The organism is Virgibacillus salexigens (assembly GCF_014905415.1).
Lineage (GTDB): Bacteria > Bacillota > Bacilli > Bacillales > Amphibacillaceae > Virgibacillus > Virgibacillus salexigens.
In genome coordinates this window covers 557,922-582,423 of record NZ_BNEO01000002.1, presented here as the reverse complement: position 1 = coordinate 582,423, position 24,502 = coordinate 557,922, and the positions used below count along the sequence as shown (strand labels likewise).

General features: G+C 36.8%; 25 protein-coding genes and 1 pseudogene. 5 read left to right on the top strand and 21 right to left on the bottom strand.

What is annotated here, in order from left to right:
• Positions 1-3: 3 nt before the first annotated feature.
• From JKP73_RS10580 to JKP73_RS10530, 11 genes are all read right to left on the bottom strand, one after another.
• Positions 4-783, bottom strand: coding sequence for an enoyl-CoA hydratase (locus JKP73_RS10580; RefSeq protein ID WP_021291346.1), 780 nt, complete (start codon positions 781-783; stop codon positions 4-6).
• 33 nt (positions 784-816) lie between these two features.
• Positions 817-1,026, bottom strand: a complete 210-nt coding sequence (locus JKP73_RS10575) for an acetyl-CoA carboxylase biotin carboxyl carrier protein subunit (protein ID WP_021291347.1) — start codon at positions 1,024-1,026, stop codon at positions 817-819.
• Between the two features lie 13 nt (positions 1,027-1,039).
• Complete coding sequence (locus tag JKP73_RS10570) at positions 1,040-2,398, bottom strand: acetyl-CoA carboxylase biotin carboxylase subunit (protein WP_021291348.1); 1,359 nt, start codon at positions 2,396-2,398, stop codon at positions 1,040-1,042.
• Positions 2,399-2,411: 13 nt separating this feature from the next.
• Positions 2,412-4,046, bottom strand: a complete 1,635-nt coding sequence (locus JKP73_RS10565; RefSeq protein ID WP_021291349.1) for an AMP-binding protein — start codon at positions 4,044-4,046, stop codon at positions 2,412-2,414.
• 25 nt (positions 4,047-4,071) lie between these two features.
• Positions 4,072-5,214, bottom strand: a complete 1,143-nt coding sequence (locus JKP73_RS10560; protein ID WP_021291350.1) for an acyl-CoA dehydrogenase family protein — start codon at positions 5,212-5,214, stop codon at positions 4,072-4,074.
• A 53-nt stretch (positions 5,215-5,267) separates the two neighbouring features.
• Complete coding sequence (locus JKP73_RS10555) at positions 5,268-5,888, bottom strand: TetR/AcrR family transcriptional regulator (protein WP_031335546.1); 621 nt, start codon at positions 5,886-5,888, stop codon at positions 5,268-5,270.
• A gap of 164 nt (positions 5,889-6,052) precedes the next feature.
• Positions 6,053-8,503 (bottom strand): DNA topoisomerase IV subunit A, encoded by a 2,451-nt coding sequence (parC, locus tag JKP73_RS10550; RefSeq protein WP_021291352.1) that lies wholly within the window; start codon positions 8,501-8,503, stop codon positions 6,053-6,055.
• A 26-nt stretch (positions 8,504-8,529) separates the two neighbouring features.
• Positions 8,530-10,494 carry a DNA topoisomerase IV subunit B gene (parE, locus tag JKP73_RS10545; RefSeq protein ID WP_021291353.1) on the bottom strand — a complete coding sequence of 655 codons (1,965 nt, stop codon included), beginning with the start codon at positions 10,492-10,494 and terminating at the stop codon, positions 8,530-8,532.
• Between the two features lie 237 nt (positions 10,495-10,731).
• Positions 10,732-11,148 (bottom strand): CoA-binding protein, encoded by a 417-nt coding sequence (locus JKP73_RS10540; protein ID WP_021291354.1) that lies wholly within the window; start codon positions 11,146-11,148, stop codon positions 10,732-10,734.
• A 13-nt stretch (positions 11,149-11,161) separates the two neighbouring features.
• Positions 11,162-12,691 (bottom strand): ABC transporter permease/substrate-binding protein, encoded by a 1,530-nt coding sequence (locus JKP73_RS10535; protein WP_021291355.1) that lies wholly within the window; start codon positions 12,689-12,691, stop codon positions 11,162-11,164.
• Entirely contained in the window at positions 12,688-13,755 is a 1,068-nt protein-coding gene (locus JKP73_RS10530) for an ABC transporter ATP-binding protein (protein WP_021291356.1), read from the bottom strand. Before JKP73_RS10530 ends, JKP73_RS10535 begins: the two co-directional genes overlap by 4 nt.
• Positions 13,756-13,964: 209 nt before the next feature.
• Between JKP73_RS10530 and plsY the strand changes: the two genes are divergently transcribed.
• The 4 genes from plsY (at position 13,965) to JKP73_RS10510 (ending at position 16,123) form a co-directional block, all read left to right on the top strand.
• Positions 13,965-14,546, top strand: coding sequence for a glycerol-3-phosphate 1-O-acyltransferase PlsY (plsY, locus tag JKP73_RS10525; RefSeq protein WP_021291357.1), 582 nt, complete (start codon positions 13,965-13,967; stop codon positions 14,544-14,546).
• A 77-nt stretch (positions 14,547-14,623) separates the two neighbouring features.
• Positions 14,624-15,550: a GTP cyclohydrolase FolE2 gene (gene folE2, locus JKP73_RS10520; protein ID WP_021291358.1), complete on the top strand. Its 927-nt coding sequence runs from the start codon at positions 14,624-14,626 to the stop codon at positions 15,548-15,550.
• A gap of 17 nt (positions 15,551-15,567) precedes the next feature.
• On the top strand, positions 15,568-15,792 hold the full coding sequence (gene yidD, locus JKP73_RS10515; RefSeq protein ID WP_038244018.1) for a membrane protein insertion efficiency factor YidD: 225 nt from the start codon (positions 15,568-15,570) through the stop codon (positions 15,790-15,792).
• A 31-nt stretch (positions 15,793-15,823) separates the two neighbouring features.
• On the top strand, positions 15,824-16,123 hold the full coding sequence (locus JKP73_RS10510) for a HesB/YadR/YfhF family protein (RefSeq protein WP_021291359.1): 300 nt from the start codon (positions 15,824-15,826) through the stop codon (positions 16,121-16,123).
• Positions 16,124-16,159: 36 nt separating this feature from the next.
• Here JKP73_RS10510 and JKP73_RS10505 read toward each other — a convergent pair whose 3' ends face one another.
• From JKP73_RS10505 to JKP73_RS10475, 7 genes and pseudogenes are all read right to left on the bottom strand, one after another.
• The gene (locus JKP73_RS10505; protein WP_021291360.1) at positions 16,160-16,462 is read right to left on the bottom strand and encodes a hypothetical protein; all 303 of its coding nucleotides are present in this window, start codon (positions 16,460-16,462) and stop codon (positions 16,160-16,162) included.
• Positions 16,463-16,464: 2 nt separating this feature from the next.
• The gene (locus JKP73_RS10500) at positions 16,465-16,887 is read right to left on the bottom strand and encodes an acyl-CoA thioesterase (RefSeq protein ID WP_160807187.1); all 423 of its coding nucleotides are present in this window, start codon (positions 16,885-16,887) and stop codon (positions 16,465-16,467) included.
• A gap of 109 nt (positions 16,888-16,996) precedes the next feature.
• Positions 16,997-17,224, bottom strand: a complete 228-nt coding sequence (gene tlp, locus JKP73_RS10495; RefSeq protein ID WP_021291362.1) for a small acid-soluble spore protein Tlp — start codon at positions 17,222-17,224, stop codon at positions 16,997-16,999.
• A gap of 113 nt (positions 17,225-17,337) precedes the next feature.
• The gene (locus JKP73_RS23405; RefSeq protein WP_074436678.1) at positions 17,338-17,481 is read right to left on the bottom strand and encodes an FbpB family small basic protein; all 144 of its coding nucleotides are present in this window, start codon (positions 17,479-17,481) and stop codon (positions 17,338-17,340) included.
• Between the two features lie 56 nt (positions 17,482-17,537).
• Entirely contained in the window at positions 17,538-18,134 is a 597-nt protein-coding gene (locus JKP73_RS10485; RefSeq protein WP_021291363.1) for a TlpA family protein disulfide reductase, read from the bottom strand.
• 197 nt (positions 18,135-18,331) lie between these two features.
• Positions 18,332-21,043, bottom strand: a complete 2,712-nt coding sequence (gene acnA, locus JKP73_RS10480) for an aconitate hydratase AcnA (protein WP_021291364.1) — start codon at positions 21,041-21,043, stop codon at positions 18,332-18,334.
• A gap of 239 nt (positions 21,044-21,282) precedes the next feature.
• Positions 21,283-22,298 (bottom strand): annotated as a pseudogene (locus JKP73_RS10475) (ATP-binding protein).
• A gap of 357 nt (positions 22,299-22,655) precedes the next feature.
• On the opposite strand from JKP73_RS10475, the gene JKP73_RS10470 reads away from it, so the two are divergent.
• Positions 22,656-23,129 (top strand): DUF2621 family protein, encoded by a 474-nt coding sequence (locus JKP73_RS10470; RefSeq protein ID WP_021291366.1) that lies wholly within the window; start codon positions 22,656-22,658, stop codon positions 23,127-23,129.
• Between the two features lie 26 nt (positions 23,130-23,155).
• Here the strand turns inward: JKP73_RS10470 and JKP73_RS10465 are convergent, their stop codons facing one another.
• From JKP73_RS10465 to JKP73_RS10455, 3 genes are read right to left on the bottom strand one after another with little or no spacing between them, the layout of a single operon-like run.
• Positions 23,156-23,635, bottom strand: a complete 480-nt coding sequence (locus JKP73_RS10465) for a CcdC family protein (RefSeq protein ID WP_021291367.1) — start codon at positions 23,633-23,635, stop codon at positions 23,156-23,158.
• Positions 23,636-23,658: 23 nt separating this feature from the next.
• The gene (locus JKP73_RS10460; RefSeq protein ID WP_021291368.1) at positions 23,659-24,045 is read right to left on the bottom strand and encodes a response regulator; all 387 of its coding nucleotides are present in this window, start codon (positions 24,043-24,045) and stop codon (positions 23,659-23,661) included.
• A gap of 14 nt (positions 24,046-24,059) precedes the next feature.
• Entirely contained in the window at positions 24,060-24,488 is a 429-nt protein-coding gene (locus JKP73_RS10455) for a Na(+)/H(+) antiporter subunit B (RefSeq protein WP_021291369.1), read from the bottom strand.
• Positions 24,489-24,502: the final 14 nt, after the last annotated feature.

Below are 24,502 nucleotides of genomic sequence, written 5' to 3'. Positions count from 1 at the left end.
ATTCTAAATTCCCTCATAGTTAGGCATTCGTTTTTCACGGAATGCAAGTAATCCTTCTGTTCTATCTTTAGTAGAAATGGTTTGCTGATAAGCTAGTTGTTCCAATACTAGCCCTGTCCTTAAATCAGTCTCCATTCCTTGATTAATTGCTGTTTTTGCTTGTTTTAATGCAACTGGACCATTGTTAGCTATCGCTTTTGCAAGCTGTAGAGCTGTCTCGTCTAACCGTTCTGATGCACATAACTCTTCTATTAGTCCAATGGATAAAGCTTCATCAGCTGTAACCCGTTTTGCACTATAGATGAGGCGCTTTGCTTGCCCAGTACCGATAAGCCTTGGTAATCGTTGTGTGCCGCCGGCTCCTGGAATAATTGCTAACGAAGTCTCCGTTAATCCCATTTTTACATGGTTGGCAGCTATACGGATATCACAAGCTAATGCCAATTCTAAACCGCCACCGAAAGCAACCCCGTTTAGAGAGGCGATGACTGGCATCGACATATTCTCAACCGCAGTTACTGTTTCTCCTATGGATGTAACTGCTGCAACCACCTCTTGGTCAGACATCCCTGCTCTTTCTTTTAGATCAGCTCCGGCACAAAAAGCTTTATCACCAGTGCCAGTAATTATGGTACAAATTACTGATGGATTCTGTTCAATTAGTTGAATAACTGAATAGAGTTGTTCTAACAGAGATTTAGACATTGCATTAGCGGCTTCCGGCCGATTTAATGTGACAATGGCAATTGAATCAATATATTCCAATTTAACAAGAGAATTCATTCAAAACCTCCCCCTAATTATTAGATAGTCGATTTATTCAATAACTGCGATGACATCCCCTTCGTTGACGAAATCCCCTTCAGCAACTTTCAGTTCCTTAACTGTACCAGGTGAGTCTGCAGGGATAGGAATTTCCATTTTCATCGACTCTAGTATGACAACATCCTGACCTTCTCCAACAGATTCTCCTTGAGCTACTGCAATTTTCCATACACTTCCAGCCATTGTTGCTTTTATTTCCATCCTCGATTTCCTCCTATTTAGTATTTTCTACTTCCGTTAAATAATATTTATCTACAAAATTAGTAGCCGTATTCCCTCGTTTAAACTGTTCATGATCAGCAATTACTTTTAACATCGGCAGATTTGTTTTAATTCCATCAATTCTGTAGTTCATAAGCGCTTCTTTTAATCGTTTTATAGCTTCTTCTCTGGTTCTGCCATAGACAATTAATTTTCCTATCATCGGATCATAAAAAGGGGTAACATCGTAGCTATTTTTTACAGCAACCTCATTTCGTATATAGGGACCCTCCGGATATTCGAAATTGGTAATATGTCCAGGAGAAGGGAAGAATGTATTCGGGTCTTCCGCATAAATACGTGCTTCTAATGCATGCCCATTCATTGACAAATCTTGTTGATAGATAGATAATGTTTCCCCATTTGCGACTTGAATTTGTTGCTCGACAATATCTAATCCCGTAATTTCTTCAGTAACAGGGTGTTCCACTTGGATACGAGTATTCATTTCTAGAAAGTAAAAATTCTCTTCTTCATCTACTAGGAATTCAATCGTTCCGGCATTGGTGTATTCTATGGCTTTTACAGCCTTTACTGCGGTTTCTCCCATTAGATTTCTTGTATGCTCCGAAATAAAAGGGGATGGCGCTTCTTCAATGACCTTTTGATTCCTCCGTTGAATTGAACATTCTCGTTCAAATAGGTGAACTGCGTTTCCGAAATGATCTGCTAAAATCTGTATTTCTATATGTCTCGCATTTTCAATCTTACGTTCGATAAACATGGAACCATCACCAAAAAAAGTTAAAGCACGTTTTGAATTATGTTCAAAAGCGGTCTGCAGCTCGTTTTCTGAATGAACCACTTGCATTCCTATGCCGCCTCCGCCCGCAGATGCTTTTAACATAATTGGATACCCGATCTCCCGGGCAATGTTTTTAGCTTCTTCAATTGAATTTACTGCTTCTTTCGTTCCTGGTACAATCGGAACTCCTGCCTGCTCCATCGCAGTCCTTGCCGCAATTTTACTGCCCATTTGTCTAATAACTTTACTATTAGGACCAATAAATAATATCCCAGCTTGCTCGCATTGTTCAGCAAACGTTCCGCTCTCACTCAAGAAGCCATACCCGGGATGGATAGCATCTGCCTTTACTTCCTTTGCAACCGTTATAATTTTTTCTACATTTAAATAACTTTCATTTACTCGTGGAGGACCAATCAAGTAGCTTTCATCAGCCATATCCACATGAGGAGAGTTTACATCAGCCTCCGAATACACACTTACTGTTCGTATGTTAAGTCGTTTGCATGTGCGAATGATTCGAGACGCTATTTCACCACGATTAGCAATTAGTATCTTTTCAATCATTTTCAAATCCCTCCTACTTCTGAAATTGCTCTATAGCCATTTCTTTCAATTTATACTTTTGAATTTTACCACTCGCTGTCATCGGATACTCCGAAACAAATTCAATATACTTCGGTATTTTATGCTTTGAGATATTTCCTTCACAAAATGCTTTTATTTCATCTGCGGTGATCATGTTATCGTTTCGCTTCACAATCCAGGCCATGACTTCTTCACCGTATTTTTGGTCAGGAATACCAACAACCTGAACATCTAATACATCTGGATGTTGATATAAAAATTCTTCAACCTCTCGTGGATAAATATTCTCACCACCGCGAATAATCATATCTTTTATTCTCCCAGTAATTTTTAAGTAACCATTTGCATGTTGAACAGCTATATCTCCAGTATGAAGCCAGCCTTCTTTATCTATTACTTCATTGGTGGCTTGTTTATTATTATAATAACCTTTCATTACATGATATCCTCTTGTCAGTAATTCTCCCGGTAACCCAACCTCTTGTTCTTCATTCGTACCTGGAACAACCACCTTTACTTCAACATTTGGATGTGCTTTCCCTACTGTACTTACCCGTAATTCAATTGGATCGTCGGTTTTGGTTTGAGTAATTACAGGAGATGATTCAGTTTGTCCATACGCAATGGTTATCTCGTGTGCCCCCATCTTCTCCATTACATTTTTCATAACTTCCATTGGACAAGCTGAACCCGCCATTATTCCCGTTCGTAAGTTGGATAGATTATATTGGTCAAAATTTGGATGATTCAATTCTGATATAAACATCGTTGGCACTCCATGAAGCGCTGTACATTGTTCAGCAGCTACTGCTTCTAGTACCTTCTCCGGCTGAAATTGTTCTAATAATACCATCGTTGTTCCTTTTGATACAGCTGCTAAGACACCAAGTACACAACCAAAACAATGAAAAAATGGTACTGGGATACAAAGTCGATCATGATTGGATAATTTCATACAGTCTGCGATTTGGTTGCCATTGTTTACAATATTATAATGTGTTAACATAACTCCTTTTGGAAAACCTGTTGTACCAGATGTATACTGCATATTGATAACGTCATGAACATTCAGTAATTGTTTGCGTTTACTTAACTGTTCGTCACTCACATATTTACCAAGCTCAATGACTTCATCCCAGCTATATGCAAACGGCTCGTTTGTATCACTTAATATAATAATATTCTTTAAGTATGGTAAATTTGCAGAAATAAGCTGTCCTTTTTCAGCAGTTTCGAGTTCTGGACAGATTTTCTTTAAAATGTCTACATAAGATGTACCTTTAAAGCTTTCGGCTAATATCAGTGTTGTTGCTTCCGATTGTTCTAATAAATAGTGAAGTTCACTTGCCTGATAACTGGTGTTTACAGTTACGAGGACTGCCCCCATTTTTCCAGTTGCGAATTGGGTAGTTAACCATTCAGGTTGATTATCAGCCCAAATTGCCACATTTTCTCCTTTTTCAATTCCTAGAGACATAAATCCTTTAGCTGCCTCATTTACCATTTCATTGAATGCATGATATGACTTACGTAATTGTAATTCTGGATAGATAACTGCTTCATGATCAGGATATAAATCTACTTGTCTTTCTAATAACTCGCCAACAGTTAAATTTAATAAAGCCATGAACGTTATTCCTCCTTTATTTCAATTAACAACCCAATTGTCTTGCAATCACTAATCGTTGAATTTCTGACGTTCCTTCTCCGATTTCTAATAGTTTGGCATCACGTAAATAACGTTCCACTTCATATTCTCGCATATAACCATATCCACCATGAATCTGTATTGCTTGGTTAGCAGCACGAAATGCCGTTTCAGTTGCATAAAGTTTCGCATAAGCTGCTTCCTTACTAAACGGCTTATTATTATCCTTCAGCCAAGCAGCTTTATGTACCATATTCCTAGCTAGCTCAACCTCCATCGACATATCTGCTAGCTTAAATTGGATCGACTGAAAGTCAGATATTGGTTTCCCGAACTGCTTTCTTTCTTTCGCATAAGCCAATGCCTTTTCAAGTGATGCTTGGGCGATCCCTAATCCTAATGCACCAATTGAGATTCGCCCTCCATCCAATGTATGAAGAAATTGTTTAAACCCTTTTTCTGGGTCGCCAAGTAAATTTTCTTTTGGTACACGAACCCGATCAAGCACGATTTCCGCTGTATCAGAACCTCGAACTCCCATTTTGTCATAGTTACTTGTAATGGTAACCCCTTCTGTGTCTGCAGGGACTATAATGGCAGAGATAATATTTCTTCCTCGATCATTCTTACCTGTGACAGCGGTTACAATTAATGTTTTAGCAAAACTTGCATTTGTAATAAAGCATTTCTCACCAGTAATAATATAATGATCTCCATCTAAAGTAGCGGTTGTTTTTGTACCACCTGCATCTGAACCAGCATTTGGTTCAGTTAGACCAAAAGATCCTAATGCTTCCCCTTTTGCTAATGGCAGTAAAAACGCCTGTTTTTGTGCTTCCGTTCCAAAATAATAAATAGGGCTAGCACCTAGTGAAACAGCAGCTGCATAGCTTAGTCCGGTACTTCCACAAACTCTCCCAATTTCTTCTACCGCTAGCGCATACGAGAGTGTATCTCCACCTGAGCCTCCATATGTTTCAGGAAAAGGAATTCCTAATAAACCAAGCTCGCCCATCTGTTTGAAGATATTGAGGGGAAATTGTGCTTCCTTATCAATTTCTATAGCTCTTGGAAGGATAACTTCTTCAGCAAAGTCTCTTACCATCTTTTTAATCATTGCTTGTTCTTTCGTTAGTTCAAAATCCATGTCACTCCTCCTTAACGATATAGACCGACTGGTTGGTCTGTAACTCAACTAAATTACCCTTTATCAACTAATATTGATTCATACGCATGGCTATTAATGTCTTGTTGGAGAATCGCATGTAGAATCAAGTCGACGAAAATGTCGCTAATTTCTTCAATGGAGTATTTGCCAGTTTGTTGATACCATTTATATGTCCAATTCACCATTCCTAATATTGCCATACCAGTTATTTCAACAGGTAAATCCTGGCGAAATTCCCCATTGGCCTTTCCCTCCTGAATGGTTTGAAAGATAAGCTGTTTAAAGCGGTCGCGTTTCTCTTTTATTAACGATTCATATGTTTGCTTTAAATAGATGTTCTCTTGATAAAAGACTGAGATTTGTGGTTTGTAAATATCAAATACCTTTACAAAATCCTTAATGATAGCTTGTAATTTGTTAGTTGGCGATTGATACATATTATTTGCTTGCATTGCCTTATCCAAAACATAGGTAATGAATGTATCATGAATAAGGTAAAGTAATTCATCTTTTGACGAGAAGTGGTGATAAAATCCCCCTTTTGATGTACCTACATCTTCTACAATTTGGTTTACTGTTACTCCATGATAACCGTATTTTTCAAAAAGTAATAAGGACGTTTGTATAATTTTATCTCGTAATTCCGTTTCAATCCCTCCCCCTGTATTTCTTTTTTAACATACCATAGTTACCTGAAAATTTAAAGTGTTATTACTAGTTATAAAGGATGTCAGAATGGTATTCACACAATCATACAAAAAAACCTGTAGAGAAACCAACTATCCGTTCTCTACAGGCAGTTAACAGAAGCTAACTTTTATTCTTCTTTTTCTTCAAAAGGTTTTTGGTACTGCGCATGCTTCCATACCTGAATTACTTCACCTTGTGTATCTGTATCAACAATAAACGAACCATTACTGTATCGATCACTATTCGATAGCTCTAATGGATAAACATGATGTATTTCACCATTTTTCGTTTGAAAGTTAATCGTATCGTGTTCATTTGCTAAGAAAAATCCTCGAATCCGATGGGCTTTTGTTTTGAGTTCACGAAGCATAACAACGCCTCGTTTTGCACGAGTTGATTTCTCAAACTCCTGCAGTTTCATTCGTTTACATGCACCCCGCTGTGTAAGCACTACAAGAGAAGGCTCCGATAAATCATCAAATACTTGTCCATTTACAACGTGCTCACCTTGCTTTAATTGAATTGCTTTTACACCAGCAGCCCGTTGGCCGACTAATGATATATCCCCTTCGTGATACCACAAGCCATATCCTTTATCCGAGGCAATAAACACATCTGAATAGCCTGAAGTACGATGTACATTGACGACTTCGTCATCACCCTTTAAGTTTAATGCAATTAATGCCTTCGAGTATCGTTGGGCATCATAAAGCTTTAGCTGACTTCTTTTTACCATTCCATTTTTCGTAAAGAAAAGTAAATAGTTTTCTTCTTTAAAATCTCGAACGGGAATACACTCAATAATCCGTTCATTTTTTTCAATGGATACAATATTGGAAATATGCTGCCCTATATCTTTCCAACGAATATCTGGCAATTCATGCACCGGTAAATAAATATACTTCCCTTTATTGGTAAATAACAGAATTTTATCTGTCGTATTTAGCTCAATTAAACGAACTAAATGATCGTCTTCTTTCATTGCAAAATCTTCGCCATTCGAAGCACTATAGGATCGTAAACTCGTTCTTTTTATATAACCATCTCTTGTTACAGAAAGTAATACGTCCTCACTTGCCACCATAACCTCGATATCAATCTTCAATTCTTCAATTTCATCTTCAATCTCGGTTAAACGAGATGTGGCAAACGTTTTTCTTATTTTTCTTAGATCTTTCTTGATTGTTTGTAGTAGTATTTTCTCATTTTGTAAAATGTTCTCTAACTCTCGAATTCGTTTTCGGAGTGTCTCTGCTTCTTCCTGTAGAGATGTAATATCCGTATTTGTTAAACGATACAACTGTAACATAACAATTGCTTCTGCTTGAGCCTCAGAGAATGTAAAGTTAGTAATTAATTGCTGCTTTGCATCTTGCTTATCCTTTGAGGAACGTATCGTAGAAATGACTTCATCCAAGATAGAGATTGCCTTCATTAACCCTTCAACAATATGCGCACGATCTCTCGCCTTTGTTAAGTCATATTTGGTTTGACGAGTAACTACTTCTTTTTGATGTGCTATATATGCATCTAGTATTTGATTTAAAGAGAGCAATTTTGGTGTTTTATCTTGTATAGCAACCATATTAAAATGATAGGTGATTTGTAAATCTGTATTTTTAAATAAATAGTTTAAAACACCTTCACTATTTACATCCTTTTTAAGTTCGATGACAACGCGCAGGCCAGTACGATCTGTTTCATCACGTACTTCTGCAATGCCTTCTACCTTCCTATCAATACGAAGCTCGTCCATTTTCTTAACCATATTTGCTTTATTTACTTCATATGGGATTTCGTCAATTACAATTTGTTGACGATTGCCTCGTATTTCTTCTATCTTAGTCTTTCCTCGTACAATTATTTTGCCACGGCCTGTTTCGTATGCCTTTTTAATTCCTTCAACACCTTGAATGATTCCGCCCGTAGGAAAATCTGGTCCTTTGATAACATTCATTAGCTCTTCTGTTGTTACAGAAGGCTTATCAATCTTAAGAATGACTGCATCCAAAACTTCTTGTAAATTATGTGGCGGAATGTCTGTGGCATAACCAGATGAAATTCCAGTTGAACCATTCACAAGTAAATTAGGGAATTTAGCTGGGAGTACAACTGGCTCTTGAATCGTATCATCAAAGTTCGGAATAAAATCCACTGTATCTTTTTCAATATCCCGTAATAATTCAGATGAAATACTTGACAGCCTTGCTTCCGTGTAACGCATGGCAGCAGGAGGGTCTCCATCAATACTTCCATTGTTCCCATGCATTTCTACTAAAACATTACGAACTTTCCAATCCTGACTTAAACGAACCATTGCATCATAAACAGACGAATCACCGTGTGGATGATAATTACCAATTACGGTACCCACTGTTTTAGCCGATTTTCGAAAATTTTTATCATGTGTATTTTTTTCTTCATGCATAGCGTAAAGGATTCTACGCTGGACAGGTTTCAACCCATCTCTCGCATCTGGTAATGCTCTATCCTGAATAATATATTTACTATACCTTCCAAAACGATCGCCAATGACTTCTTCTAATGGAAGGTCTAAATAAGCTTCTGGTTGTGACAATCCAACCCCCCCTAAAAATTGATATTTTATTGTTGCTCTTCTGTATGGATTCTCTCATTTTCTAATATATTACTTTCGTCGTCTAAACCAAATTCAACATTGCCTTCAATCCATTTTCTTCGCGGTTCTACTTTATCTCCCATTAACGTGGTAACTCTTCGTTCTGCTCGAGCTAAATCGTCAATCGTAACGCGGATAAGTGTCCTCGATTCAGGATTCATAGTAGTCTCCCATAATTGATCCGCATTCATCTCACCGAGTCCTTTATAGCGTTGGATAGTATATCCATTTTTAAACGTTTGGATCGCTTGCTTCATTTCCTCTTCATCCCAAGCATAAACGACCTTTTCTTTCTTCCCTTTTCCTTTGGAGATTTTATATAGAGGTGGAAGAGCAATATAAATCTTACCTGCTTCAACCAATGTTCGCATATAACGATAGAAGAATGTTAGCAGCAAGACTTGAATATGGGCACCATCTGTGTCAGCGTCAGTCATGATAATAATTTTGTCATATTGTACATCTTCTAAATCAAAATCTCCTCCGACTCCAGCACCGATGGTATGGATAATCGTAGAAATCTCTTCATTTTTGAATACATCCTGCAGTTTCGCTTTTTCTGTATTTATTACTTTTCCTCGTAATGGTAGAACGGCTTGAAACTTTCGATCTCTACCCTGTTTCGCAGAGCCGCCAGCTGAATCCCCTTCTACTAGATACAATTCATTTCGTTTTGGGTTTTTAGATTGAGCTGGAGTAAGCTTCCCGCTTAACAATGTATCTTTTCGTCTCTTTTTCTTCCCTGTTCGAGCATCTTCTCTTGCTTTTCGAGCTGCTTCTCTTGCTTCTTTCGCTTTTATCGCTTTTTTAATTAATTGACCGGATATATCCGGGTTTTCTTCAAGAAAGTACGATAGTTTTTCGGAAACAATGGCATCAACAGCGGACCTCGCTTCAGGTGATCCTAATTTCCCTTTGGTTTGCCCTTCAAATTGCAACTTTTCTTCAGGTACACGTACAGAGACAATCGAAGTAAAGCCTTCCCTTATATCCGTTCCTTCCAAATTCTTATCTTTTTCTTTTACTAATCCAGCACGTTTCGCGTAATCATTAAACGTTCTCGTAATCGCTGTGCGTGCTCCAGATTCATGGGTTCCTCCATCTTTTGTTCGTACATGGTTAACAAATGACAACATATTTTCTGCAAATCCGTCGTTAAATTGGAAAGCAAAATCAACTTCGATACCTTGTTGCTCTCCTTCAAACGATACAACCTGGTGCAGCGTATCTTTCTCTTCATTTAAGTAATGAACAAATGCTTTTAAGCCATCAGGAAATTGATATTCTTCCGTTTGATTTTTTCTTAAGTCAGTTAACTGTATTTTTAAACCTTTTAAAAGAAAAGCGGCTTCTCTTAACCGTTCGGATAATGTTTCAAAATCATATATAATGGAATTAAAAATAGCTGGATCTGGTTTAAAGTGTATAATCGAACCTTTCTTTTTCGTAGCCCCTTGTTTTTCTAAAGAACCTACTGGCTTACCACCATTCTCAAATCGCTGAAAATACGTGTGGCCATCTCGATGAATGGTAACTTCCAGCCACTCTGAAAGAGCGTTAACTACAGAAGCCCCAACCCCATGTAATCCACCACTTGTCTTATAGCCACCTTGACCAAATTTCCCACCAGCATGCAGCACAGTGAAAATCACCTCTGGTGTAGGTTTTCCTGTCCGATGCATACCAGTAGGTATACCTCGTCCATTATCCGCAACAGAAATACTATTATCCTTATGTATGGTAACTTTTATAACCTCTCCATAACCAGCTAAGGCCTCATCTACAGCATTATCAACGATTTCAAAAACGAGATGATGAAGCCCTCTAAGATCTGTACTTCCTATATACATACCAGGTCTTTTTCTGACAGCTTCCAGACCTTCAAGTACTTGTATCGAGTCATCGCTATATTGAATGGGTTGTTGCGTCACTCCATACCTGCTCCCTTCTACGCTCTCTTGTATACTCTATAATAGAACGAATGTTTGTTTGTGTAAAGTTTCATCAAAGGCGTTACTATCCTATTTTATTACTTTTTCAACGCTATTTGTCAACATTAACCATAAACATGTACCTAAGTATACTACACTTAAGATTAACTTTCATTGATATTCCGCATGGTAATGCGAAAAGGATGACAATCAGTTGCCATCCTTGTGTACAGATCATTATTTTACTAGTACTGCATGGACTACTTTAATGCAGAGATCCATAACTACTGTAAAATCTCGCTGTTTCAAAAAATCAAACGCTTCTTGATTAATAATTCCTTGTTGTGCCCAAAAGACTTTACAATTGGTTTGTGCAGCTTCGTTTGCAATCTCCGGTAAGAATTCCGGTCTTCGGAAAACGTTTATAATATCAATCTTATCTGGCACCTCTGTTAAGGAAGCATATGATGTTTCTCCTAATACTTCCTCTACAGTCGGATTTACTGGAATAATCCGGTATCCCTGCTGCTGCATTATTTTAGCTATTTGATAAGAAGTCCGACCCGGATTATTAGATAAACCAACGACAGCAATTGTCCTGGCATTCGTTAGTATATCCTTTAAAGTTTCATTTGATGGATTTTCCCAAACCATTATACACACCCCTTTATTCTTTATCAAGTAAACCTTGTTCCTGAAGGTATTGTTTTGCTACTTCATGTGGTGTTTGATCTTCGTAGTCTACTTGGTAATTCATCTGTCTCATTTCATTATCGGTAATTTTTCCAGCAAGTTGATTTAAGATTTCTTCTAATTCAGGGTACTTCTCAAGTGTTTCATTACGCATAAGCGGTGCCCCCTGATAAGGCGGAAATAGATTTTCAGGGTCGTCCAAGGAAACTAAGTCTAATTCTACCATATAACTATCAGTCGCATAAGCATCAATGATGTCAACATCTCCTGTTGTTAGCGCATCTTGTCTTAACCCAGGGTCCATTGTCCGTACATTTGCAATATCTAATTGATATACATCTTGCATTCCTACATAACCATCATATCTGTCTTTAAATTCTAATGTAAATCCAGCTGTTATTTGGTCTTCGATTTGTTTTAAATCACCAATGGTTTTTAATTGATACTGATCTGCTAAGTCTTTCGTAGTTGCAACCGCATAGGTATTGTTAAAAGCCATTGGCTTTAAGTACGCCATATCATATTGATCATCCATTCCTTTTTTTGCCTGTGTATACACTTCACTCGCTTCATTACTTTCTGCTTGTTCTTCTAAATGCGTTACGATTGCAGTGCCTGTGAACTCTGGAAAGATATCGATGCTTCCTTGCTGAAGTGCATCAAATACAAAAGCAGTTTTCCCTAGACCTGGTTCTAATTTCACATTTAAATCGGTTTCTTCTTCAATTAATAATTTATACATATTGATTAATATTGCTGGCTCGGCACCTAATTTACCCCCAATAACTAGATCCGCTTGCTTTGAATTATTAAAAATTAATGGGGAAACAACAATTAAAACAGCGATAATAAGCATGGAAATAAATGATTTAAATCCTGCTCTTCTAGATATACGTTCGAAACCTCTTAGAATAAAATCAAGAATAATTGCTAATAATGCCGCTGGAATAGCACCTAGAAGTATTAAATTAACATCTGCCCCTCGATCCAGTCCAAGTAAGATAAGTTCGCCTAGTCCCCCAGCACCAATTAATGCAGCCAAAGTGGTGGTGCCTACAATTAGAACCATTGATGTACGTATCCCAGCCATGATAACAGGCATTGCTATTGGTAACTCTACTTTTGTTAACCGCTTGAGTGAGTTCATTCCCATTCCAGTAGCAGCCTCTTTTAGTGCTGGATCGACTTCTTTAATTCCAGTATAGCTATTTCGTAGAATAGGTAATAGTCCATAAGCTGTTAAAGCTATAATTGCTGGTAATGTACCAATCCCAAAAAAGGGTATAAGGAAGGCCAACACAGCAAGACTTGGTATCGTTTGTAAAACAGCAGATACGCCTATCATGGGTTCCGCTATTTTTGGATACCTTGTTAACATGAGCCCCAACGGTACAGCAATGATAATCGCAATAATTAAAGAAATCAACGATATCTGTAAATGTTCCCAAATGGTCTCCAACAACATACCTTGTCGATTTTGGAATACCGTAATAAAATCACTCATGATTGGACCACCCCATTTTCCATAGTGGTCTTACTCTTTAAGTACGCAACAATGTCTCGATAGCGAATCACACCCACGAGCTTACTTGATTTGATCACTGGGTAGATTGTTTGCTCTGAAGCTTCAATTATTTCGACTGCTTTATAAAGAGGGAGATTATTTTCTAACGTAACACCTTCTATGAAAGATCCATTTTGTACAATTCCCTCATACATGTTATTTTCATCACGTACGATATAAGTAGTCATTTCATTGCATTCGCCTTTTTCAAATACAGATTTCGATATCACAAATTGCTGTGTCTGATCGGCTATCACATCTACCGCTGTTTGCCATGGCGATTTTCGTTCTCCTATAAATGTTTGAACAAATTGAGTTTGAGGTTGAAGAATTAAATCTTGTGGTTTATCAAATTGGACAATTTCTCCACCCTTCATTAAGCATACCCTATCCCCTAAAGCCATTGCCTCATCAATATCATGTGTAACAAACAGAATTGTCTTTTTAATCTCTTTCTGTAATGATTGAATATCCTGCTGTAATTGCTCTCTGCTGATAGGATCTAATGCACTAAAGGGCTCGTCCATCAAAATAATATCTGGGTCAGCTGCCAATGCTCTAATTACACCGATTCGTTGTTGTTGACCACCTGATAATTCTCTAGGCATCCGTTTTTTAAATGTACTTGGTTCAAGTCCTACCATATCCAATAATTCACTCGTGCGTTTTTGTATATCCTTTTGTTTCCATTTTTTCATCTCAGGAACAACTGCAATGTTCTCTTCAATTGTCATATGTGGAAAAAGTGCAATTTCTTGAAGTACATAACCAATATTCCAGCGAAGTTCATGAATATTAAAACCATTAATCCTCTGATCGTTTATGGATATCTCCCCCGATGTTGGTTCAATTAATCGATTTACCATTTTCATCGTCGTTGTTTTCCCACAACCACTTGGTCCAATCAGGGTTACCATTTCTCCTTTATCTACCCGAAAAGAAATGTCTTTAATCGCTTCGGTTCCATCTGGATATTTTTTCTTCACATGATTAAATTCAATCATAACTTCCTCCTTAGCCTCTCCTTTTAACACTATCATAGAGCATTATAGTGATTTCCCACAATGAAACGATTCCAAACATATTTGAAATTATGGTTCTTAAAACCTTGACTTCATGCTAAAATAAGAAAAGCCTATTTTTTATAGTTTTAAACAGAGATTGATTCACATATCGTTGATAAATTATCATAATTGGGAAAGTAGGAATGCATATGGAATATATTATTTTTGCTATTATTGCTTACTTATTAGGATCCATTCCTTCTGCACTTATAGTTGGAAAAGTTGGTTATAATAAAGACATTCGGTTGCATGGAAGTGGGAATTTAGGAGCAACCAATACCTTTCGTGTACTTGGAATCAAGGCTGGAATAATTGTGACTTTAGCCGATATATTAAAAGGTACAGTAGCAACTCTAATCCCTCTCTTCATGGATGCGGATGTTTATCGGCTTGTCATCGGGCTATTTGCTGTATTAGGCCATACGTATCCTATTTTTGCTAAATTCAAAGGCGGTAAAGCCGTTGCCACTTCCGGCGGGATTATACTTGGTATTAACCCATTATTGTTTTTAATTATGATCTTAACTTTTATTATTAGTCTGTATTTGTCAAAATATGTTTCACTTTCATCCATCATTACTGGAGTCGTTTCAATTATTGCTTCGATTTTCTTTCATAATATCGGACTTTTTATTGTTATTACGGTACTAACTATTTTTGTCATTTATCGGCATTGGGATAACTTAAAGCGAATTAAAAACAAAACAGAACCAAAAATCACATGGATGTAGGAGCACCAAGCCAGAAAATTGAATCTTAAAATGCGGTAAAGTATACTTTTATTATTGAAGAGAAAGGGGACGATGTTATGGAAAACACAAAAACATTCCCACAGAAAAAATTACCTAGCAAAGCACAACGTCATAAATTATTTGGTTCTGTAATGCCGGTCCCAAGATCAAAACCTGTTGATAAAGTTCATATGGCAGATTTACAGAATACAAAAAAAGACTTTTTGTTTGATTTGGATGCCGTCGGAATTACGAAAGTTAAACATCCAATTACGATATATAGTTCAATAGCACCAACTGTTCAAACAAGTATCGGTGAGTTTACTTTTAGTTCTAGCTTAAGCCATTCCAATAAAGGAACCAATATGAGTCGATTTAATGAACAATTAGCTAAGTATCATCGACAAGGGTTTTCCACTGATCTAACGACATTAAAAACCTTTACAAAAGAGTTAGCTGAACGTTTGGACCAGCAAGATGCGTCTTTAAGAGTCGATTATACTTGGTTTTATGAGCGCAATGCTCCAGACACACAACTTGCGGGACTAAACCATGCCGATGTTTCGATTAGCGTAAACTACGACAAGCAACAAGGTTATGATATTCGTTTATCTTTATCTGTTTCTATTACAACACTTTGTCCTTGTTCTAAAGAAATAAGTGAATACAGTGCACATAATCAGCGAGGCAATGTAACGATGGATGTGAAGATTATTGAAGATTTTGATGAAACAACATCCGACTGGAAAAAAATCTTACTAGAAGCTGCTGAGAGTAACGCAAGTGCAAGGCTGCACCCTATTCTGAAACGTACCGATGAAAAAATGGTAACAGAACAAGCTTATGAAAACCCCCGGTTTGTGGAAGATATGGTACGATTAGTTGCTGCTGATCTATATGAGGTCTCAGAAATTAGACAGTTCAAAGTAACTTGTCAAAATGAAGAATCGATTCATATGCATGATGCAGTGGCTTCTGTTACCTACGATAAAGATAATGAATGATAAAAAGAAGGGTAAATATGAAGTATATTTTCATTGGCTTAATAAAATTTTATCGTTCGGCGATTAGTCCTTTTAAGCCTCCTACTTGCCGATTTTATCCGACTTGCTCTGAGTATGGTTTAGAAGCTTATCGGCGATTTGGTTTTTTTAAAGGAAGTTACTTGACAATAATACGAATCAGTAAATGCCATCCTTTTCATCGCGGTGGTGTAGACTACGTACCAGAAGAAAAAAAGAAATAAGGTACTTCCAGTCATAAAGGAGCTGTTTTTCATGAACATACAAATTAGCAAAGAAGCTGCAAAATGGTATAAAAAAGAATTTGATATCGAGGAAGATGAATCTCATATGCGCTTTTTCGTGAGATATGGCGGTATTGGAGGAAATGTGCCTGGGTTTTCATTAGGGGTAAGCAAGGAACAGCCCGTTGATATGCATACTTCTACGGAAGTAGAAGGGATTACATTCTTTATAGAAGGAAAAGATGCTTGGTATTTCGATGATAAAGACCTTAAAATTAATCTTAATCATAAGCAATACGAACCAGAAATGAAATACATTCAAACTAAATAAGCCTATATATTAAAAAGAGCTTGAAACAAGCTCTTTTTAATATAATTGAAACCGATTTATTTGTTCCCACTGTTGTTCTTTATTTAAGATAAAACGCTGTTTCTCTCCAAATAAATCGAAATGTGGGTAATTGTCCTTTTGATCAATCCATTGTGGTGACAGATGATAATTTCTGCCCCACGCCTGTAATTTATGTATATCCTGACACCCCACCTTTGTTACGGTTGTACAATCAGGAAATCGCTCATCCAACCAGTAATGCGTTAAAAAAGCAATTTCTCCAGCTTCTACTTGTTTTTTCCAATTCCTTAGTTCCTGGCGATTGATTCCAAATGCCATATTTATTCTCCTTTGAGTTGTTTCATATATGCTTGATGCCAAGCTGGAAAAGTTTTTCTTAAAGATAAAGGGCGAAATGAATCTTTCTTAACAATTACATGCTCAGTAGTTCCACTTACCGCTATTTCATCTTTTTCGTTTCGTATACAGTAGCCGTATGTGGTTCGAATGCCATTGTAAGCTTCCAACCATGTTTCTATACAAACTTTTTCGCCATAACGAATAGGTTTTTTAAATTGAACATTCGCATTGGTAACAGGAGAAACAATGTCATGCTTTTCCATATCTGTATATTGAAATCCAAGACTTTCAATCAGTTTTGTTCTGCCTATCTCAAACCAAACTAAATAATTTGCATGATAGACTACTCCCATTTGATCTGTTTCTTGATATCTTACTTCAATTGGTGTCTTTACTTTTTGCACGATATTTCCTCCCGTAGTCGTTCTCCCTAATTAGCTTAACATAAATGGAGAAGATCGTAATTTAGAAAGACTCAAAAAACCCGAATGCATGCTGCATTCGGGAATCAAGTTATTGATTATCTCGATGTTCGTCTTTGATTTCTTCTCTCATTCCTTCTATCGCTTGTTCTCTCCGTTTATTCTTTGCTTCTATTGCTTCTTTCTCTTCACCTGATGAAAATTGCATGGTTTCATGTGCTTCTTCTATATTTTGAATTGTATTCTGAACCATGTCTTGCAATTTTTCTTCATTATCACTACGATCATCCGGCTTTGCTCGGTACTTATCTTCGGCCATTTGTTTCACTCCTTTCAATTATCTGCTCCTATTTTTTCAAGTATGCTGTTCATTATACCTAGAAAAAACTTCCACAAAAAAATAACCGCTCCCTTTTGGTAACGGTTAACTAATTATTGTGCTTCTTTTTGTTGGTTCGATTTTCGTTTGCGTTCCAACTGATCTTCAATTCGATCTAATAAATACCTATCTTTTAAAATCTGTTGTCTATTCTCTTTTACCAGTTCATCAAATGTTCGTTTTTTCTTTAAAGAAATGGCTACTCACTCCTTTTTAAAAGAAGCATTTCCAATTCTTTAACAATCTATACGTGTTAATTAAATGAATTAACCGTATCTTCCATAAATTCATAATCCATTGGGCCAGGCTTAATCTGCTGAATATTGCCTTCACTATCAATAAAATAAGTGGTAGGAACAGTTACTACTTGGTAAGCGTTACGAGCATCGGACTTCCGATCCAATGGAATTGGATACGAATATTTATATTTCTCATTATACGTATGTACATCTTCTTCCTTTTTTTCAGAATCTGTTAAATTAACAGCTACAATCTCTACTTCTTCTTGATGATCATTATAAAATTTTTCCATAGCAGGCATTTCTTCACGGCAAGGTGGACACCAGGTTGCCCAAAAGTTTAAGATTACTTTTTTACCACGTAATTCAGACAGTTGCAGTGTTTCTCCATTTAATGTTTCTAATGTAAAATCAGGAGCAGTATTACCTACTTTTAGCATGTTTTCTTCATCCACCGAAGAAATCGAGCCTCCCTGTGTTTCTGAATCACCACTATCATTATACGCATTGGATTCGTCTGATGCGGTTTGATTTTGTTGCTCTATATAGTTAAAGAGAACAATACCAGCCAATACTACAATTACTACAACTCCAAATATCTTTTTATACATATGAAGGACTCCTTGCTTTTAATAATACCTCTATTCAGATATATAAATGCTAATTCAAATAGTATGGAAAAATCAATGCTTTGTAAAGCTCACTACATTAACTTTCGAAAAATAGTCATGTTTTCCTGCTATTTTCATTCTACAAAAAAGTCTCTGTGAGTATGACTCAACAGAGACTTTTTTCCAGATATATATTTCTATACTTCTAACTTATTACGTAGAACCATTTGTAAAATACCACCATGACGATAGTAGTCAACCTCTACCTCACTATCAAAACGTGCAACAGCATTGAATACCGTTGTTTGACCATCTTCATCTACGGCAGTAATTTTAACAAGATCATGTGGTTTCACATTTTCATCAATATCAACAGTAAATGATTCTTTACCTGTTAGACCTAGCTTATCTGCGCTTTCCCCATTTTCAAATTGTAATGGCAGTACACCCATCATTACTAAGTTGGAACGGTGAATTCGTTCAAAGCTTTCAGCGATAACCGTTTTAATACCTAAAAGATTTGTTCCTTTAGCTGCCCAGTCACGTGAAGATCCCATACCATAGTCTTTTCCACCAATAACGATGAGACCTGTACCATCTTGTTGATACTTCATCGCTGCATCATAAATAGGCATGATTTCTTCTGTTGGCCAATACGTTGTATAGCCACCTTCTGTTCCTGGTGCAAGTAAATTACGAATTCGGATGTTTGCAAAAGTACCACGCATCATAACTTCATGATTTCCTCTACGAGAGCCATAGGAGTTAAAGTTACGTGGAGAAACACCTTTATCTTGTAAGAATTTTCCTGCTGGCATATCTTTAGCAATTGCACCCGCTGGAGAGATATGGTCTGTTGTTACTGAATCACCAAACTTACCAATTGCACGTAAATTTTCTAATGGCTTTACAGAATCAGCATTCTTTGCCAGTCCTTCAAAGAACGGTGGATTTTGAATATAGGTAGATTCACTGTCCCAATCAAACAATGGTTCATCTGTTGTATCAATTTCATTCCAACGCTCATTCGAGCTAAATACATCTTCATATTCTTTACGGAAAATTTCTGGTTGAACCACTTTCTCCACTTGTTCTTTAATCTCATCCATTGTTGGCCAGATCTCATTCATATGAACAGGCTTTCCGTCTTTATCTGTGCCCAACGCATCCTTCGTAAGGTCAATATCAACTGTACCTGCAAGTGCGTAAGCCACAACTAAAGGAGGAGAGGCCAAATAGTTTGCTTTCACCAATGGATGGATCCTTCCTTCAAAGTTACGGTTTCCTGATAGAACAGATGACACTGTCAGGTCGTTATCCATAATTGCTTGCTCAATTTCCTCACGTAAAGGTCCGGAGTTACCAATACAAGTTGTACAACCGTACCCAACTAAGTTAAAACCTAATTTATCTAAATACGGCATTAATCCTGCATCTTCTAAATAACGGGTAACTACCTTTGAACCTGGTGCTAGTGAGGTTTTCACATAATCAGGAACCAATAATCCTTTTTCTACCGCATTTTTTGCAAGCAAACCTGCTCCAAGCATTACATACGGATTGGACGTGTTTGTACATGAAGTAATAGCTGCAATTGCTAATGCACCTGTTTTCATAACCGAAGAATTACCATTCGGATGCTCAACTACTGCTTCTTTCTTAAATTCTGATTTATCAAGACCGAAGCCTTGGTTTCCAGAAGGTGCAGTAACTGCTTTATTAAACTCTTTTTTCATGTTAGATAGTGCAATTAAGTCCTGAGGTCGCTTTGGACCAGATAAATTTGGTTCGAGTTCTGATAAATTAATCTCTACTAACTCTGTATACTCAGGATCTTTTTCTTCAGAAGAATACCATAGGTTGTTTAATTTACAATACTTCTCTACTAGATTAATTTGATCTTCACTTCTACCAGTTAACCGAAGATAATTTAATGATTCTTCATCTACAGGGAAGAATCCGCAAGTTGCTCCATACTCTGGCGCCATATTTGATATCGTTGCTCGGTCTGCAAGTGGCATATCTTTTAATCCAGGACCGAAATATTCGACAAATTTACCTACCACATTCTTTTCGCGAAGTACTTGGGTTACCTTCAATGCTAAGTCTGTAGCAGTCGTTCCATTTGGGAAGCTCCCAGTAAACTTAACACCAATAACTTCTGGTGCAGGGAAATAAGAAGGCTGTCCAAGCATACCTGCTTCAGCTTCAATTCCTCCAACACCCCAGCCAAGTACTCCAAGGCCGTTAATCATCGTAGTGTGTGAATCCGTTCCCACAAGTGTATCTGGAAAAGCATCATATTCCCCGTTCTCATTCTCCAATCCGTGAACTACATTGGCAATGTACTCTAGATTTACTTGATGCACGATACCAGTTGCAGGTGGAACAGCACGATAATTGTCAAATGCTTTTTGCGCCCAATTCAAGAATTCATATCGTTCTGCGTTTCGTTCAAATTCTAAATCCATATTTGCTTTAAGTGCATTTTTTGTACCATATTGATCAACTTGTACCGAATGGTCAATAACCAAGTCTACTGGAACCTCTGGATTAATCTCATTCGGTTCGCCACCCATATCAACCATTGCTTTTCGTAACGAAGCTAAATCAACTACGGCTGGTACGCCAGTAAAGTCTTGTAAGATAACACGAGATGGTTTAAATGGTACATCTACTCCATCTCCCTCTTTGCTACCCCATTTGGTTAGTTTTTCAATATGTTCTTCTTTAATTTGATGCCCATCTTGCTGGCGAACAAGGGATTCTAAAAGGACGCGGACTGAAAATGGCAGACGTCCAATTTCCCCTAATCCAGCTTCTTCCAATGTTTTCAGTTGATAATAATTGTAAGTTTTTCCATTGAGTTCAAATTGCTTTTTTGCATTAAATGAATTACTCTTCCCCATGTTTGTACCCCTTTCATCATACGTTGTCGCAAATTGTAACAATCGGCAATACGTATCACTATCTTTGAAACTATAAAAATCAAAAAACTCTTACTCACTTCTTCTATATTAAAGGATATGGCAACATAAAACAAACCATTAACCCTTTAATCCCTATAGCAATAATTTATGAGATGCGATAAGTATTACTTATACATAATTCTGCATCTCCTCATAACTTATTATCAATGAAACTTATATTAATTCATAATCACAGGAAAAAGGATGCGAAATGTACTACCCATTTGTTCATTCGCTTTAATCTCAAGAAATGCATGATGTCTTTCTAATATTTGTTTTGTAATCATGATACCCAGACCAGTACCGCTTTGTTTTGTTGTAAAAAAGGTTCTCCTAATTTATGTATAATCTCTTCTGGAATGCCCGGACCTTCATCAACAATATTAATCTCTACATGGGTATCTGTGGAATGTGTAATTAGTCGAATCTTCCCACCATCATCCATAGCTTCAATTGCATTTTTCACTAAATTTATAAGTACTTGTTTTACTTGTGATCGATCACAGAATATCTGTTCTTTCTTAGATATCGTATATTCAATTTCAATATTCTTCATTTTTGCCTGGGGTTGCAATAAGACAACGACATCGTGAATCATCGCAGCTATGGATTCCATTTTCTTATTATCTGTTAACGGCTTTGAAATGAAAAGCAGCTCTGAAGTGATGGTTTCCATCTTTTCTATTTCTTCTATCATAATGTTATAGTATTCTTCTTTACGTTTTACACCAGCCTGCAGTAATTGTAAAAACCCCTTTAGCGAAGTTAGCGGATTTCTGATTTCATGAGCAATCCCAGCTGCTAGTTGACCAGCAACTGACATCTTTTCAGATCGAATCATCATCTCCTCTACCTCTTTTTTATCACGAATATCGGCAATTGTGGCTAAATAATAAGTTCTACCATTCTCCTGATCTACGATTTTTGCAGCAGAACACTCAGACCAAATATACTTTCCATCCCTATTTACTACGTTCATTGTAAAACTTTGCGTCTGAGTATGTGTTTCATCAAAATTGTCTTTCATATAACTTGCGTCTTCAGCAGAAATCAACTCATGCCATAACTTTCCCACTAAATCAGATGGGTGGTATCCAAGGATCGATTCGACTGTTTTAGAAACATAAGTAAGCCTCCCTAATGCATCCAAAACTAGAATGATATCATGACTATTATTTTCAACCCATGCAAGCATAAATGAAGGCAGTGAGGATAATTGTGGGTTATTCAGCTGCGTTGGTTCTGTTTCAGCAATATGGATAGTCTCCTTATCATCCCTCATTCGGTTATCGTACCCCATCATTTTTCCCCCTTTATTCGCAAATTTCAACAATTCCTTTCTTCTACAGACTATGATATGATGTAATCTTTGATAGTATGACACTTGTTTGTAAAGCTTTTTCAACTTATAATAATATTATCTACGTACATAACTAAACATCCAATTATTAGTAATCTTACTATAAGTGATCAAAAAAATAAATTAAATAATTAAAAATTTTGTCACATTCCTGCGAATTTTTGGGAAAAAATAGAAGAATAAGGTGAAATTATGTCGGTTATTGTTGATTATTTAATAATTATCTGGTGCTTTTTGATGATTGGGCTTATGACAATCGGTGGTTTTTTCATGTTCCGAAAATTTCTTAAAAAACTCCCAAAAAAAGATGGTAAATCAACGATGGATTGGGAGGAATACTATGTTAATAAAACAAAGGATATGTGGAATGAAAAGGAGAAAGATTTATTAGAAGAATTAGTAGCTCCGGTTCCGGAATTATTCCGTGATGTAGCTCGACATAAAATAGCTAGTAAAATTGGAGAAGTTGCGCTTATGAAGAATCAGCAAGTGATTAATCAAGAAACATTAATTGAAGGCTATATCATTGCAACTCCTAAGCGTGACCATAAGTTCTTACGAAAGAAATTAGCACAGAAGAACATTGATACTGCCCCTTATGAGCAATTTTTTCTTCAATCGAAGGAAGATTACCAAAATAACTGGGAAACCAATTATCGCAAATAAAAGCGCCAGGATTATCCTGGCGCTTTTTATGAATTTATTTTCATATTTAACTGCTTCTCCAGTTGTAGATATTTATAAAGCATAGCCAGCCTCCAAGTTACAATCATTCCGAAAGCTAACATGAAAAACATTCCGCTCGTTTCTCCAACTGATATATGGCTTCCAATCGCAACTTTAACAGCAATTCGAAAAATAAGTAGACCACATAGAATAAAAATAAACGATTTTGAAGGGATTAAATAGATATCTTGATCCCTTATTTCAAACTTGGATGTTTTTATTAAAAAGATAGAACAAATCATTCCAACTGCAATTGCTTCAACTACCTGATACCAGCTTATTTGAAATACGGGAAACAAAAACATTAGCGCACCTGTACTCATAAAAAATGGAGGTAGAATAATTTTCTTTACGGAAGCAGGTTTCTTAGCAGCTTTTAGCCGTATAAAAATCATAGATACCGCCATAATAGCAGCACCTACTGTCGTTGCAATGAACCAAAACATTATGTAATCACTCTTTCTATTGCCTAATTACTCGTCATGGATTCATCCTGTAAATTCAGCACGCGATTGACTGTATCAATTACACGATTCTCATCAAAAGGCTTCATAATAAAGTCTCTGGCACCCGATTCTATCGCTTCAACGACAACCTTTTGTTGACCCATTGCAGAGCACACAATAATAATTGCGTTTTCATCCATATTCATAATTGCTTTAATGGCGTCTATGCCGTTCATGACTGGCATAGTTATATCCATCAGTACTAAGTCTGGTCGCAATTCTTGATAGAGACTGATCGCTTCTTCTCCATTTTCTGCTTCCCCAATTATTTCATGTTGTTTATGCTTCAATAAGGTAGAAAGGGTTGTTCGCATAAATTTAGCATCATCCACAACTAAAATCTTGCTCATCGCCTTCCCTCCTACTATTTCTTATCATTGGCTATCGTTAAGATAATTGTCATCATAACACCCACGACGGTTAAATAAACTCCTACATCAAAGATCATTGCCGTTGCTAATTCTATCTCCCCAAAAATAGGAAAGTGAAAGTAATCAAATGTTTGTGATAGAAATGGAACATCAAATAGGAAAGATCCTACTCCAGTACCAACAGCAATAGCAAGCCCTATTGGAATTAATTTTGTAAAATTAATTGGTAATACTTTCTTAACAACGTCAAACCCATAAGACATATTCATTAGTAGGATGGCACCTGATGTCATTAAACCACCTACAAATCCACCGCCCGGAGAATTATGACCAGCAAGCAGTAAATAAACAGCAAATCCTAGTAATATAAAGGCAATTAGAGATGTAGTGGTGCGTAGGATAAGATCGTTCGTTTTGTACATAGTGTGTTGCCCCT